Below are 15,142 nucleotides of genomic sequence, written 5' to 3'. Positions count from 1 at the left end.
CTGTGATTATTTGGTAACATTTACCATCGAGGAGACATAAACTATAGACATAACTCCTGAATGTCTATAAATGCTCAGGAAACATGCAAATCATTAAATAACTTAAATTATGTTAGCAAACATTTTAAAAGTAGAAGGAGTACAAGTACTTAATCAAAAAGTATTAAAACAAGTTAATGGAGGTAATGGTTGTCAATGTGGTGGTGGAAGCCATCAGACTCCAGGAGGTAATGAATCTGGAAATGGTGAGGGTGGTCAATGCCATGAATGCTAAAATTTAGAATTAAAGTATAAAAATCCGGTTTGTATAACCGAATTTTTATACTTTCTTTTTAAAATCATTTTAGCAATGTTCGTTATAAGCATCTTTAAGGTTTTCTGCTATCATTTCTGCAGGGCGCCCTTCGATATGATGACGCTCTAGCATATGAACTAATTCCCCATTTCTAAACAATGCCATAGAAGGTGATGATGGAGGAAACGGGATCATATAACTACGTGCTTTATCAGTCGCTTCTCTATCTACTCCTGCAAAAACGGTAACCAAATTATCGGGCTTTTTATCATTCTCTAATGACGCTCTTGCTCCCGGACGAGCATTTGCAGCAGCACAACCGCACACCGAATTTACAACTACCAATGTAGTTCCTTCTTTAGCTATTGCCGTTTCTACTGCCTCTTCTGTCTGTAATTCTTCAAAACCAATACTTGTAAGATCTTCTCTCATTGGTTTTACTAAATCTGCTGGATACATATTTTTATCTTTTATTTTCGTGTTTCAATTTTATGCAAAGTTACAAATTATGTACCACATAAGAACAACTGACAAGTAGTCGGAAAATACAGTTATGATTTATGAATACAATCAAATTGTTGATGGTATTATTTTATCTGTTTATATATTCTTTAGAAGCCTGAAGCTCCTCTTAACCCATATAGAGAATTAATCAATAAGATCTAATATCATAATCTATTTCGTAACAAATAAAGAATATCACTTACTAATATAATAGAGAACTAAAAAATTATCTTTTAATAATTAGTTTATCTTTACAACCCAAAAAATGTTTTGAATGATTAAATGGTTTGCTGCTATACTAGGCTATATGTTTTTTAGATTACCGGGAGCAGTTCTAGGTTTTATATTAGGTAGTCTACTCGATGCGACAAAAATCAAAACCAGTGGTGGGTTTAAAACAGTATTTTCTCAAGAACCAAAAGTAACTCCTGCCGATTTTGAGCTCAATTTACTCTCGTTGTCTTCTATTGTTATTAAAGCAGATGGAAGAATAAACCAAACAGAACTTGATTATGTAAGACGTTATTTTGTAAGTGCTTATGGCAAAGAGCGAGCTAATGCTACATTTAGAACATTTAATGAAATTATCAAAAACAGACATGTTTCTGCACAACGTGTTTGTTTGTATATCAATCAACATACCCGATACCCATCGAGATTACAGATTCTACACTTTTTATTTGGAATTGCAAATGCTGATGGAAGAGTAAGTATCTCTGAAGCTGAAGAGATTCAGAAAATAGCAGGGTTTTTACGAATAAATTTTAAAGATTTCGAGAGTATTAAAGCTATGTTTTTCAAAACTGGAGATCATGCTTATAAAATCTTAGAAATTGATAAAACTGCTACTGATGCCGAAGTAAAAAAAGCATTTAGAACTATGGCAAAAAAATATCATCCCGATAAAGTACAGCATATGGATGAGATTCATATCAAAGGTGCCGAAGCCAAATTTAGAGAGGTACAAAAGGCATATGATCAGATTAAAAAAGAACGAGGGATTGTCTAGCTAATTTTTAAGCATGCTGTATTATTTCTATCTAAGTTGGCAGATCTAATTTAAGCTTCTAATGCTAATAATAAAGTACCTCCTGTAACCTCTTTTCCGTCATAATCTTCATTGTAATAGAACGAAACAGGATAATTAATATTTAGTTCTGCTAAATTTTCTTTCGTAAAATATTTCTGTACAGCTCTTTTCATAAAATCTTCTGTAAGACGAGATATGAAATAGTATGTTGTTTCGAGTAATTGATGATAGTTCGAATCATAGTCATAGTTTTCAATTATGCCTTCATCTTCAAAACTCATGCCTCCTTCTCCTGTAAAATTAAATATTTCCTCAAACTCATCTATTGTCATTACCTCTTCAGCTGGGTCATAGTTCGAGGGTTCTCCATTTTCATTTTGATAAGCAAATAATGTAATCATCCCATGGGGTTCACTTATTCTGAAATCAAACACATTTATAGTTACTTCTTTGAATTCTGCATTAAGATTAAGCGTATTTAAAAGGGTACTAAATGTATTGTGAATACTTTCCTCATTGCAAAATAATCGCATAATATTATTTAGATTATCAAAAATATAAGACTCAAATTCAATTTTAATTTCTTCTATATCAACACTCTCATAAAGTTCCTGAATTAATGACCTTTGTTTTAAATAGTAGATCTTTTCTTCTTCTGAAAATAATGTAGAGGTATTAAACACTTCACTTAAAGGTTTTGACATTTGTTGATGTTTTTATTGTTAATAGTTAATGTAGTGCGATACTTTTTTGGGTCATCATCTGTTCTATAAATGTATCGACTATAGTACATTTTTCTTCGGATCTTATATACGTTCCTAAGGTTTTATTAGTCATGCTGGCATAACTCCTTTATTTTTTAGTATTTCATCTAATATTGCTGCCGAATTACCTTTTTCTTTAGCTTTTTGTACATAGTTTAGTGCTTCTTCTGGCTGCTTCATTTTATAATACATTTCACCAATATTTGCATAGTACATGGCATCAGAAGGATTAGCAAGTGCTGCTTTTTTAAAATAAGTCAGGGACTCTTCAAGTTTATTTTTTTCATCGAGCGCACAGCCGCTCAAATTGTATAAACTTGCAATTGCTACCTTATCATGCACTGCTTTTTCTTCAAAATCTTTGCGCTGTTCTAAATAGATATCGATCCCTTCTGTTAACCATAATAAGCGAGCTTTAAAATAATGTGCCTGACCATAATTAGGATCAATAGACAACACAAGATCTCCTTTGGTTTTCGCAGCTTCAAAATCCTTATTCTGTAATGCATTCCAAGCTTCTTGTAATATAGCTTGTTTGCCATTTCTCTTCAGAAAGGAAATATCCTTATCATCAAAAAGATCCGGATGTTTTTCAATAACATCAATCAATGGTAAAATGGCAGAAGCGATTTCAGGGTGATCTTCCATAAGTTGAAACATAGCATAATGAATGAGATAAACGGCCATTTTTCGATCTGCATCATACGATTCGTTAGCTTGTATAACGGTCTCACGTAAACGTGAGATCAACTTATCAACAAACAGATTTTTATCTTCCTGGAATAGTATTACAAAAAAATGATACCAAGAATTTCTATATAATTCAGGTTTTTCATTTTCGGGCCATACGGTTCCTTTTTTATTATCCAGATTTTTCAAGATCTTCTGTATAGTTAACCTACGAAGAAGTGTAGCTAAGAACTCCTCTCTCAACAAGTGAGAGTCCTCTTTATCCTCTTTTTTGAAATCTCCGTTTTGTTCATAAGTGTACTTATAGCGCTCTGCCTCATCATAAATTTTTTCAGAAAACTCATCCTGTCCTAGTTTTGCCAATATGGCAACAATGCTAATGATACTTTCCCTTAATTGATATTCTACCTCATCACTTTCATTATAAGTGGCATAGGCTTTAGTAAGTTTTTCTTTGAAAGGGAGAAAGCAAGAAGGGGGCAATGCAGATAAATTTATATCATCACTGTTGGTTCCACCAAGATACATGTAATGATTAAAATTTAATTCGGTTGTTAACAAATAATCAATATGAGCATGAATACTTGGATGATCATATTTTTTTAATCGAATTGCAATTTTTGTTGCTAATTTGGATTCAATATCATTTAATAAGGCAGTTTCAAGGACAGATCTTACTTCTTTATCATTCTCAAAATCTTCAAAAATCTTATAATCATTATCAGCAAAAATGCTTAAATATTCGAGATCATTTATAATAACCGAACCTTCTAAATCTTCAAGAGTCGGCTTGCCATATTTAACACCATTCAAAAGAACTTTTTTCACCAAACCTTTGTCTGCCTTTGCGCTAAATATCCAAAGTGCATAATCTTTAATTTGCTTTCTTTTTTCTACATCTTTCCCTTGTGTAATATCATCATTAAAAATTTCAATAAACTGCTCTTGAATGGCCGGTTCTGCAATTTTTGCTGCTAGCTTCCTAAATAAGTCAATATTATAAACCGAAAGAATCTCGGCGACATTTGTTTCTGTCTCTTGATTTTTCTTTGATTCCTTTTTCTTTTGCTTGTCTTTTACAACAGATCTAACTGGTGTCCAGGGATTATTAGGAAATGATAAAAATGAAGTTGCATTGTCAATAGAAATCATCACTGTTTTGGAGGCTTTCTTTTTAAAATTCTCTTTTTCTACAATAGAATTAATGATGGCTTGCAGATCGTAAGTGATGTCATGTAATTTTGGATCATAAGTAATGTTTTGAGTCTCAGACAAAAAACCGGATACCGAAAATGAGGTAGTTGTAACCGTATCGACCCCATAAGGGTTTTCGTTTACTGCAAAACTGCTACAAGGATGAATTTCAAATTGGACAGCATAGGAATATGGATTCCAGCCCACAATTAATTTTCCTATATTTATTTCTGCTTTTTTCTCACAGTAATATGCTACAGTATTAAGCATCATTTCTGCCAATTCGTCTTGAATAGAATAGGTTTCTTTTTTCTGTACTATTTTCTTTTGTTTTTCAAATACATAGATCTCATTTTGGCTAAATGACATTAATGTATTACCTATAAAAACATTACATATATTAGAATAAACCATTTCTGGATATTCTTTTGTTTCTGATAAGCAATCCATCCATTTTGCAGAAACCAATTTACCATCAACATTTACCAACTGTTTCAGTAGAACATTTCCATCTCCAACAATTACATTATCCGGAATCTTATCTGTAAAATCATAAACCGGAGCAATCGCATCTTTACTAGAAGAATCATCTTGATTTACATGAACAAAAACAGGGTCTTTGGGGTCTTTTATATTGATAACATCTCCACCTACCAAATGTTGATCAATGATCTTGAAGTAGTGGTTTTCACCTGTCTTAAAACTCACTATTTCGGAAGCAATTTTTGGTTGGCTCGGCTTGCTAACATCCAATATCAGAAGTGAACCCCAGTCTAAAAACAACAAACCATCCTTTGCCGTTGCTCCAGCCTGACTACCAACATAATATTCTGACAACAGCAACTTAGCCGGTGTTTGTTTCAGGTCATAAATTTCGAGATGTTGCTGATTTACGGCATAAAGCATGCCTTGATCAACAGCCGCACAAGAATAGCGAGAATTACTATTTTGATTTTTAATAGTTTGAGTCAATTCAAATTTATGATCACTAATATCAAAACATAAAATACCTTCTTCTTCAATAGGAACATAAAGTGTATTGTTTTCTACAAACACGTCCTTAATCTCTGCAGATTCATCAAAAGTATATGAATCTAATTTATTCCACTCATAGGTTTTGGTTAACTCTGCAATAAAAATTTCCAGATCGGTGTATACGATAAAAACAGATTCGGATAGGGGTTGAATCCAGTAGATTTCATCAATACTTATTTCATTCGTTTTAATGTAGTGTTCATCAAATTCATTTAGTTGAGCGGTACGAATTTCACTATCCGGACTACGAAATTCCTTAGTTTTCAATTCGGTTTTAAATTGCTTTTTTTCTTCCTCCTTTTTATCCCAACGAGCTACTTCATTTTTAATACTGGTACTGCCTTCAAATTCAAAATTTACAAGCGTTAATAAATTACCATAGTCCAGATTGATTTCTCTGAAAAAATGAATCGCCTTATCTTCATGTCCTTTTTGTAAATACAGTTTTGTTAAAGCAAACGCCGGATTGTACTTAGAGGTTTTATTTTTCCTTTCTTCGAACAGATTCAAACAATCTTTTTCGATAACCTCTAATTTACCTGGATTTCCATCATGTGTTTTAATATCATACAACCAGTTGGATAATTCTACTTCTTTTCGACCTGAATCATCTTCGATAGTATTATAGTAAAAATCAAATTCTCTTTTATCATCAAGGAAATAGCACGATTCAAGAATATAGTGCATATGATATTTTGAGAGGTTTTTGACCTGTGATAAAATCGTAATTACTTTCTTGAAATCCGCTTTTTCAAAATAGGTCGACGCCAATCCTAATTTAAGTTTGCTGTACTCGTTATGATCGGGAGGGAGCTGTTTTAGCAAAAACTCTACAGCCTCTGTACCATAAGCAAATAAGTGTCGTTTTTGCTTAGAAGACAGCTTCTGATTATTTTCTATGAATACCTTAATCCAATTTTCGACTTCAGGTTTTTTTTCGAGTGGATTAGGAACGAAGTCTTTGTCTATTATTTTCTCGGGAAATTGCTCAATAAGTTTTTTAAATTCACTAAACAATAACTCGTAAGGTAAATCTCCCCTATCTTCCTTGGTATGCCCTGCACTCAATTCCCAATCTTCAAACTCATCATCCATTCGAAAGACAATTTCATCTGGATTATCCTTAGGTGTCGAATAAATGTATTTAACATGCTCCATGTCAATGGTGTACACATTGCTCTCTTTTTTCAGACTATCATCTATTTTATTCCCCTTGGGATAAAAAAGTGTACACCCATTTTCATTGAATTTTAAATATGGATAGGTTAACTTTATATCTGGAAGGCTTAACTTGACATTATGAAAAGGCCCTGCGCCGTTTGCATGTGTAAAAGCAGCAACATAATTATACTCTTCATAATCATGCATCATATTGTTGAGTACAATTCCTACTACATGTTTAAACTTATCTGCAAAGTATTGAGTAGCTACAGTCCTGGCAGCTTTAATTGTTTGAGAGAATAGTGCTTGTCGTAAGCAAATCAAATAACTTTTATACGCAGGATCTGAAATGTGATCAAACGTAAGTTTCTGTTTTACATCACTGTATTTTTGGATATACTTACTTGCCGGTGCACTATATTTGTCTAGATTCTTACCAAGTCCCTCATCTGCCAAATCCAACCACATGCTGATATCAATTGACCCAATAGGACTATCATTGGTCGTTAATGAGAAAAAGGTTTCCCACTCTTTTGAATGATAAATTTCTAACGCATCAAAAGATGAGTTAGGATGAATAATGATCATTCTAATTTCCTTAGCATTAATCTGCTCTTGTTCAATAGCGTTATCAATTATTGTTTTGAGCTCTGTAGCTATATGTTTTGTTATATTGAGTGTTGTCATGATTGCTGAATTATTTTTTAATGATTGCGTATTATTTTACCGATTACAAATAGTTATCTAATTACAGGGTTCTGCTGTAATACCGGTAAATTTTCCACTATTAATTACTTTGGCTACTTTCTCATTAACTATGATTTCAAGATGTGATTCGGCAAGTCTGAACATAGATAACCCTTTTACCTTTTCTTCATCAATTTTTATTTTATGAAAGTAATACCCACTACCAAAAGGTAAATGTTCTGATGATTCTAGATCGGCACAAGAAACAAGTCCTATTATATTTACAAGAGCATATTTAAAGTTTAGCACTTCTCCTGTAAATGCATCTTCTATTTCTATAGGAAAGATTTGTAAATTATCAACTCCTGCATCTCTCAACGCATTAATTAATGCCGAAGTCATTAAGGAAGATTCACTATAATAATCTACTAGTCTTTCTTCTATAGAAGGTTGTATATATTCTCCTTCAAAATCAGGGTCATATTGATCATAACCCGATTCTTCTCCTGCAAACATTTTAATTTTAAAAGGGAGTTCTATTTTCTTTTCATGAATAGAAACACCACTGGTATGATATATTTCTCGATGTGAATCACGTTTCATCATAATATTCATGCCACCATCGGGCGAAATAATTCTATAATATGCCATGCTTTATCTTTACCGAATACTATCTTATTATCTAGCACATAAACCCTCTTAGATTTTAGATAGATAATTCTTTTTGTTTAAGGTTCTCTTTGCCATTTTCTTGTTGGGATTACATTAATCCCTTTTATATTATGTTCTTTTAATGCATCGGCTACTTTTTCATGAATAAAAATTCCTCCTCCTTGCGAGATCTCTTTACGAAAAATCAAGGCTCCATTTGTCTTTTTGGGATCAATTAATGAGCCCGCAAATTCATAAAAATCTTCTCCTGATGGTAATGTATCTGATTCACTTTTTCTTGTACAAGAAACTAATCCTAGAATATTAAAAACAATATAGTCTTTTCGTACCTCATTTGTGTTTTTATTGATAAATTGAAGTGGTAATACCTGAATATTATCTACACCACAATCCCGAAGAACAGTATACATTTTCTTGCTCATGATACACTCTGTTTCAAAAAATTCCCAAAGATGATCCTCTCCACATTCTTCTAATAAACCACTCAACCCTATTTTTTCTATAGTATCATTTCCCATAATATTAAGAAGAGGGTGATCATCTGGCTCATCATATGTATACACATACGGTAAATCTTCATAATCTTCATCAATCTTACGACCCCTAATCAAACTATCCTGTGTTTCATTTATGGATTCGACATAAGTGGTCATCGCTCCCGGGTTACATAAACAATAGTACATCCTCATCTTTATTTGCATAAAGTATCATATAAATTATGGTAATTCATTTACCATATCAATACTTATAATTAATTAACCTTCCAAAAATAGTTTTTACAGTAAAAATATACTTCACTGTTTTCAGGGGTTTACAAACCTAAAATATGATTTTATCTATGTACTTGTTTTCAAAAAACCAAATGATATTAATTTAGCGTAAAAACTCGCCTGCACAGCGCTTTTAGAAAATTTACAGCTGGTAGACTTGTAGTAATTTTAATGTCTTCTAATAGTGTAGTTTCTTCGTCTAAAAATTTTAGAATCTTTGTACTCTTATTTTTTTGAAATAATCTGGAAAACAAACTAGAACCTATTCTGTTTTCCGTATATAATACATCCAGAAATAGTAAATCATAGTACCAGAACTTCGTTCTTTTACTAAATTTTGAAAGATCTGTATTACTTTTAAGGTAAAAGGTAAGTGTGTTTATTTTTTTTAAAGACATATTAAATGTATATCCTGTACTAGGTTTTGTCCACCCTCCGGCTGTACCAATATGCAATATGTTTTTAGAATTATGCTTTCTAAATTCATAGCATGTCATTGGGATACATCCTTTTTCTTTTTCGATAATCTTATATTCTTTAACTCCTTTTTCTCTTAGGTATCTTGCTATTTCATCTTCATATTCTTTCTCTTCTAAAAGATCCTTAGAAAATAATGTGTATTCAAACAATGCTTCGGTTTCAGAAATAGGCAACACATACATAAATCGGGTATTGTTTTTCTGAGCTACCGTAAAATCCATAAAAGTAGCTGTTTTCTTATCAAATAAAGGCTTTTGGGTTTTCACAAACCATCCTACAAAATGCTGATTTAAAACGGGGTATAGACTTTGATTTTTATACGCTCTGGATAACACGACACTATTAAAAACTTTATCTGCAAGATGCATTCGGGTGTTGGTTTCAACTCTAACTATGCTTCCTTCATCGGTTAAAGAAATGATTTTCTCTTGCAAGATGGTGATGTTAGATTTTTCTTTTAAAATTCCAAAAATGAAATCATAAAAATCTTTACTTCTCACAAGCTTATACTGATAAGGCAAGATCTTTATTTGTTTTGAAAAATGAGTACTTCCAAAATAGATAGTATCCCATTTTTTACTTACAACTTCATCCCAAATACCTATACCTTTTTCCCAAAAGCACCAGGTACGATCATTCTGATTTTTTAGCTCTTTATCAATTAGCAAAATTTGCTTTTCATCAAAAAAAGGGTCTAAAACCATATGATAAGCCAGCATCAAACCCGAGGCTCCTAAACCAGAAATTATGTAATCGTACTTTTGCATATATTTGATAGTCAAATATAAAATGAAAATTCAGCAATATGCCTATATCATAAAGTATTTAGATTTATTTCTTTTATACCTTTCTTATCAATCATCTTTAATCATGAAAAAAACCATTCTATTTGTGACTCCCTTTATTCCTCTGCAAAAATAATTGAGTTATAGTGATCGTTTCTGGATACTCCCTTAGAGTAACTACATATCGATAGATAAAAACCATTGATCGATAGTAATTTTCTTCTCATCAACATAGTGCCTTCTATAACACAAATCATAATTACTTTTAGGGTATAAACCCAAAAAACACCTATTATGAAAACCGGAATTATTATTCCTTGCCACAATGAAGAAAAGAGATTAGATGTAACTGCTTTTCTTAATTTTATACAGAAAAAGAACAATATCCATTTATGCTTTATAAATGATGGAAGTGATGACAATACTATAGATATATTAAAAGATATTCAATCCTATAATCCTCTTCAAACTAGTGTTATTGATGTTAAAAAGAATTCTGGTAAAGCTGCTGCAGTACGAACTGGTGCCAAATACTTAAATAGTAGAGAAGACATTAAATGTATAGAAATACTCCTTTGATAACAGTTTTTTAAACTTTTTAAAATAGAGTTTGGTTAACTTTCCTTTTCTTTGCCAAATGATTTCTAACAAGGTAAAAGCTCATTTGGCTCTATTGAGCGTTAATATTGTATATGGAGCAAATTATCTTGTCGCAAAAGGGTTGATGCCTGATAAAATTGAAGCTTCTGCATTGGTATTTCTTCGAATCAGTGGTGCGGGTCTATTATTCTTAATTCTTAAACTCTTTATTAAAGAACAAGTAGAAAGAAAAGATATTCCTCGCTTAGCATTATGTGGTTTTTTGGGAGTCGCTACCAATCAGTTCTTCTCTATGAATGGATTAAGTCTTACTTCTCCAGTTGACGCTGCAATCATTATTACCGCAATGCCTATTTTTACAGTAATTATTAGTTATTTCTTACTTAAAGAGCCGCTAACATTACAGCGTATTCTTGGGATATCGATAGGAGGTGCTGGTGCCGTTTTATTAATTTATTTAGGAAATTCTGGGTTAGGAACTGGCTCCTTACAAGGAAATATTTTTGTGTGTATTAATGCTTTGGCATTTGCATTCTATTTGGTAATTGTAAAACCACTAATGTCTAAGTATAAACCTGTTACTGTAATTGTTTGGACATTTTTATTTGGTTTTATATTTATGTTTCCGTTTTGCATCGAAAAACTAATTCATACCGATTTTAGCGCGTTTGTTGCTTCAAATTGGGTTTCTTTATTTTATGTTGTGGTAGGTCCAACTTTTTTGGCTTACTTGCTTAATATGTTTGCTTTACAATTTGTAAAACCTACCGTTTCTAGTAGTTATATTTATGTACAACCTGCAGTTGCGATGATTCTTGTGGGTGTTATCTCATATTTTGTTATAAATAGTCAATACAAGGGCGATATCACTACACCAAAATTATTATGTTGTATTTTGATTTTTTGTGGAGTGTATCTTATTAGTAGTGCCCCACTAAAGTGGTTTAAAAAATCAAATTCCTAATGACATCCGCAACCTGTACTACCGCAAGATTTTGATGATTTTTTCTTTGCAGAAGATACCGAAGGTTTCCAAAAGAATTTTTTAATCAAAAATCCTATTGCTCCAGCAAAAATTAAAAGCACGATTATATTTTGGATAAGGATACTCATAGTATATAAAGTCGTATAAAGATACTAAAACTAATGTTTTTATTTTAAAATTTGATATACAATTAAGGCTACACTGTAAGCAAAGATACTCATAAAAACAAGCTGAACCATCGGCCATTTCCAGCTATTAGTTTCTCGTTTTACTATAGCCAAGGTACTCATACATTGCATGGCAAAGGCATAAAACAATAGTAATGAGATACCACTAGCTAAATTAAACAATGGGCCTCCTGTTACCTGGTTAACCTCTGCAGCCATTCTATTTTTTATCGTTTCTTCTTCATCGCTCCCCACACTATATATCGTTGCTAACGTTCCTACAAAAACTTCTCTGGCAGCAAAAGAACTAATAATTCCTATTCCTATTTTCCAGTCATAACCCAAAGGAGCCACTACAGGTTCTATTGCTTTACCTGCATATCCGATAAAAGAATATTCTAGTTTATAAGATGCTATTTTATTATCTAATTCTTCTTGCAAAAGATTAGGATGAAGTTCTGTTATAATTTCTTCGGCATTGCTAAAATTTTCATTAGGCCCAAAACTTGCTAAAACCCATAAGATAATAGAGATTGCTAAAATGATTTTTCCAGCTCCAAAAACAAAGGCTTTTGTTTTTTCGATTACATTTATTGCTACATTTTTAAAGAGCGGGATTTTATATCCCGGCATTTCGATTACAAAATAAGATTTACTTTTGATTTTTAATATCTTGTTAAGTAACCATGCCGATCCTACTGCAGTGCCAAAGCCCAGAAAGTACAACAACATTAAGGTAAGGCTCTGGTAACCAAATATCCAGCCTATTTTTTTATCTGGAATAACCAATGAGATAATAATAAGATATACTGGTAGTCTTGCTGCACATGTAGTAAAAGGAACAACAAGAATCGTGATTAATCTTTCTTTCCAGTTTTCGATATTTCTTGTAGCCATTACTGCCGGAATAGCACAGGCCGTACCAGAAACTAAAGGAACTACACTTTTACCACTTAATCCAAACCTACGCATCACTCTATCCATAAGAAAAACTACGCGACTCATATAGCCACTTTCTTCTAATATGGAAATAAAGAGAAATAAAAATGCGATTTGAGGAATAAAAATAACAATCCCTCCTAACCCAGGAATAATACCTTCTGTAATCAAGTCGACAAAAGGTCCGGATGGTAGTGATGCTTTTGTTACTTCACTTAACCAGGCAAAAGCTTCATCAATTAAATCCATTGGGTAAGATGACCAATCATAAATTGCCTGAAATATCAATAAGAGTATTGCTAAAAAAATAACATATCCCCAAAATTTATGAGTAAGTACTCTATCCAGCTTTGCTCGCATTCCTGTAGCTGCTTTTTCATCTACAGTAAGACCTTTCTTAAGCACATTATTAATAAATTGATATCGCTTAATAGTCTCTTTTTGTTGTAACCTTTTTAGTTCACTCTCCGATTTAATTTTAAAATCAGGGGAAATAGATATGTCCTGCTTATCAAATTTCCTAAAATTAACATCTTGGGTTATTACCAGCCAAAGTTTATATAAAGATTGATCAGGAAATGCTTTTTGTAATCTGCCAAAATAATCTGGTGCAAAAGACAAGGCATCAAAACAGGGTGTTTTTGATAATGACGTATATGATTCTATTATTTTTTTAAGTTCATCAATCCCTTCTCCTTTACGAGCGCTAATCAAAGCTATCTTGGTATTTAGCTCTTTTTCTAATAGAGGAATATCTAATGAAATCCCCTTTCTACGCATACGATCTGCCATGTTAATGACCAAAATAGTAGGAATATCCAGATCTTTAATTTGTGTAAAAAGAAGTAAGTTCCGTTTAAGGTTTTCTACATCGCTTACTACGACTGCTACATCGGGATAATCTTTCCCTTTTTTATTAAGTAGTAATTCGATCACTACATTTTCATCTAATGAAGAAGCATTAAGGCTATAAGTGCCAGGTAAATCCATAATGTGAGCCTTAACTCCACGAGATAATTTACATACTCCTTCTTTTTTCTCGACAGTAATACCTGGATAATTACCAACCTGTTGATTAAGGCCAGTAAGCAAATTAAAAACTGATGTTTTTCCGGTATTTGGGTTTCCTATAAGTGAAACTTTAATTTGCTTAGCCATAAAAAGAATTGCTATTTAAATAATTTGAACTTCAATTTGGGCTGCAATTTCTTTACGGATGGCAAGATGGCTACCATTTATATTAAGATACATTGGACATTGAAAAGGAGCTGTCTGAAGTAATTCGACCTCATTTCCTGGTAAACATCCCATTTCTAATAATTTTAGAGGAATAATATCTGAAGTAATCTCCTTAATCAAAGCACGCTGACCTCTCTTAAGTGTAGCAATTGTAGTCTTCAAAGTTTATTTAGATTAATTTTAAACTAAACAAAAGTAATAGAAAAACACCAAACAAAAAACTGTATTACCCTTAAAATATCCTTAAACCTCTCTAGCACAAAATAAATCATCATCGGTGCTGACCTCTACTCATCTAACGGATAAATTATTATTATACTTTTTATATAGATCAAAAACTTCTATTATCAATTCAAAACCTACCATGATTAATTCATAAGCATCATCAATCAATTGTCCTTATATAATGCCATCCTCAGAAATACCTTTGTGGCATAACATTTAACCTTCAAAATATTACATCTTATGAAATCAAAGCTTATTTCAACAAAAATCTTATGCCTAATCACTATTTCTTTTCTTTCCACCTTTAGCAGTCTGCAGGCACAATGGATCAAAAGTGGTTCCAGAATATTTCCCAGCAATAATCTTAATAATCCAATTATACAAATCCGAGACGGGTCAGGAAACAACTCATCTCAGGCAGCCAAGTTAGAACTATTAGAAAATGCTTCCGGGACTTTCAATGGAGGAGCTTATTTTCTTTGGAATGGTAGTTCTAATAAATTATTTATTGGAACCAAATTCAGTAATCAAGATACACCAGCAATGACTATTTCCAGATCTGGAAATCGTGTTGGTATTGGAACAACTAATCCTCCTAGTGGATTCTTACTAGCCGTAAACGGACGTATAAAATCCAAAGGAGTTCTATGTAGTGTTTCAGGATGGGCAGATTTTGTTTTTGACGAAAACTACCAACTTAGATCACTTGAAGAGGTAGAAAAGTTCATTACAAAAAACGGACATCTTCCTGATATACCTTCAGAAAAAGAAGTATTGAAAGATGGAATTGAGTTACAACAAATGAACCAAAAACTATTACAAAAAATAGAAGAACTTACTTTATATGTTATTCAACAGCAAAAAGAAATTAATGCCTTGAAACAAGCAGCTTTACAAAAATCATAATAGCCAAATATACC

General features: G+C 32.3%; 14 protein-coding genes. 5 read left to right on the top strand and 9 right to left on the bottom strand.

Going from position 1 to position 15,142, the window contains the following annotated elements; genetic code table 11:
* The first annotated feature begins 109 nt into the window (after positions 1-109).
* Complete coding sequence (locus NNH57_RS18980; protein WP_159099234.1) at positions 110-274, top strand: hypothetical protein; 165 nt, start codon at positions 110-112, stop codon at positions 272-274.
* A gap of 69 nt (positions 275-343) precedes the next feature.
* Here the strand turns inward: NNH57_RS18980 and NNH57_RS18975 are convergent, their stop codons facing one another.
* The gene (locus tag NNH57_RS18975) at positions 344-754 is read right to left on the bottom strand and encodes a BrxA/BrxB family bacilliredoxin (RefSeq protein ID WP_074405577.1); all 411 of its coding nucleotides are present in this window, start codon (positions 752-754) and stop codon (positions 344-346) included.
* Between the two features lie 319 nt (positions 755-1,073).
* On the opposite strand from NNH57_RS18975, the gene NNH57_RS18970 reads away from it, so the two are divergent.
* On the top strand, positions 1,074-1,808 hold the full coding sequence (locus NNH57_RS18970; RefSeq protein ID WP_074405578.1) for a TerB family tellurite resistance protein: 735 nt from the start codon (positions 1,074-1,076) through the stop codon (positions 1,806-1,808).
* Between the two features lie 50 nt (positions 1,809-1,858).
* Here NNH57_RS18970 and NNH57_RS18965 read toward each other — a convergent pair whose 3' ends face one another.
* The 5 genes from NNH57_RS18965 to NNH57_RS18945 form a co-directional block, all read right to left on the bottom strand.
* The gene (locus tag NNH57_RS18965; RefSeq protein ID WP_074405579.1) at positions 1,859-2,533 is read right to left on the bottom strand and encodes a hypothetical protein; all 675 of its coding nucleotides are present in this window, start codon (positions 2,531-2,533) and stop codon (positions 1,859-1,861) included.
* Positions 2,534-2,662: 129 nt separating this feature from the next.
* Positions 2,663-7,360, bottom strand: coding sequence for a tetratricopeptide repeat protein (locus NNH57_RS18960; RefSeq protein WP_108808045.1), 4,698 nt, complete (start codon positions 7,358-7,360; stop codon positions 2,663-2,665).
* Positions 7,361-7,417: 57 nt separating this feature from the next.
* Positions 7,418-8,011, bottom strand: coding sequence for an imm11 family protein (locus NNH57_RS18955; RefSeq protein ID WP_108808046.1), 594 nt, complete (start codon positions 8,009-8,011; stop codon positions 7,418-7,420).
* Positions 8,012-8,088: 77 nt separating this feature from the next.
* Entirely contained in the window at positions 8,089-8,715 is a 627-nt protein-coding gene (locus NNH57_RS18950) for an imm11 family protein (protein WP_132066014.1), read from the bottom strand.
* A 185-nt stretch (positions 8,716-8,900) separates the two neighbouring features.
* The gene (locus tag NNH57_RS18945; RefSeq protein WP_108808048.1) at positions 8,901-10,049 is read right to left on the bottom strand and encodes a lycopene cyclase family protein; all 1,149 of its coding nucleotides are present in this window, start codon (positions 10,047-10,049) and stop codon (positions 8,901-8,903) included.
* 312 nt (positions 10,050-10,361) lie between these two features.
* Between NNH57_RS18945 and NNH57_RS18940 the strand changes: the two genes are divergently transcribed.
* Complete coding sequence (locus tag NNH57_RS18940; protein ID WP_074405584.1) at positions 10,362-10,646, top strand: glycosyltransferase; 285 nt, start codon at positions 10,362-10,364, stop codon at positions 10,644-10,646.
* A 58-nt stretch (positions 10,647-10,704) separates the two neighbouring features.
* Positions 10,705-11,631 (top strand): DMT family transporter, encoded by a 927-nt coding sequence (locus NNH57_RS18935; RefSeq protein ID WP_108808049.1) that lies wholly within the window; start codon positions 10,705-10,707, stop codon positions 11,629-11,631.
* Here NNH57_RS18935 and NNH57_RS26470 read toward each other — a convergent pair.
* The 3 genes from NNH57_RS26470 to NNH57_RS18925 all read right to left on the bottom strand — a co-directional run bounded on the left by NNH57_RS26470 (position 11,628) and on the right by NNH57_RS18925 (position 14,159).
* Positions 11,628-11,753 (bottom strand): hypothetical protein, encoded by a 126-nt coding sequence (locus NNH57_RS26470; protein ID WP_255412064.1) that lies wholly within the window; start codon positions 11,751-11,753, stop codon positions 11,628-11,630. The two genes, NNH57_RS18935 and NNH57_RS26470, sit on opposite strands and share 4 nt — an antisense overlap.
* Before the next feature lie 66 nt (positions 11,754-11,819).
* Positions 11,820-13,916, bottom strand: coding sequence for a ferrous iron transport protein B (gene feoB / locus NNH57_RS18930; RefSeq protein ID WP_074405586.1), 2,097 nt, complete (start codon positions 13,914-13,916; stop codon positions 11,820-11,822).
* 15 nt (positions 13,917-13,931) lie between these two features.
* Entirely contained in the window at positions 13,932-14,159 is a 228-nt protein-coding gene (locus NNH57_RS18925) for a FeoA family protein (protein WP_034246606.1), read from the bottom strand.
* Between the two features lie 303 nt (positions 14,160-14,462).
* Here NNH57_RS18925 and NNH57_RS18920 point away from each other — a divergent pair, with 303 nt between their 5' ends.
* Positions 14,463-15,128 carry a hypothetical protein gene (locus NNH57_RS18920; RefSeq protein WP_074405587.1) on the top strand — a complete coding sequence of 222 codons (666 nt, stop codon included), beginning with the start codon at positions 14,463-14,465 and terminating at the stop codon, positions 15,126-15,128.
* The last annotated feature ends 14 nt before the right edge of the window (positions 15,129-15,142 follow it).

The sequence above is a fragment of the Aquimarina spinulae genome (assembly GCF_943373825.1).
GTDB classification, from domain to species: Bacteria; Bacteroidota; Bacteroidia; order Flavobacteriales; family Flavobacteriaceae; genus Aquimarina; species Aquimarina spinulae.
This window is presented reverse-complemented; position numbering and strand designations above follow the sequence as displayed.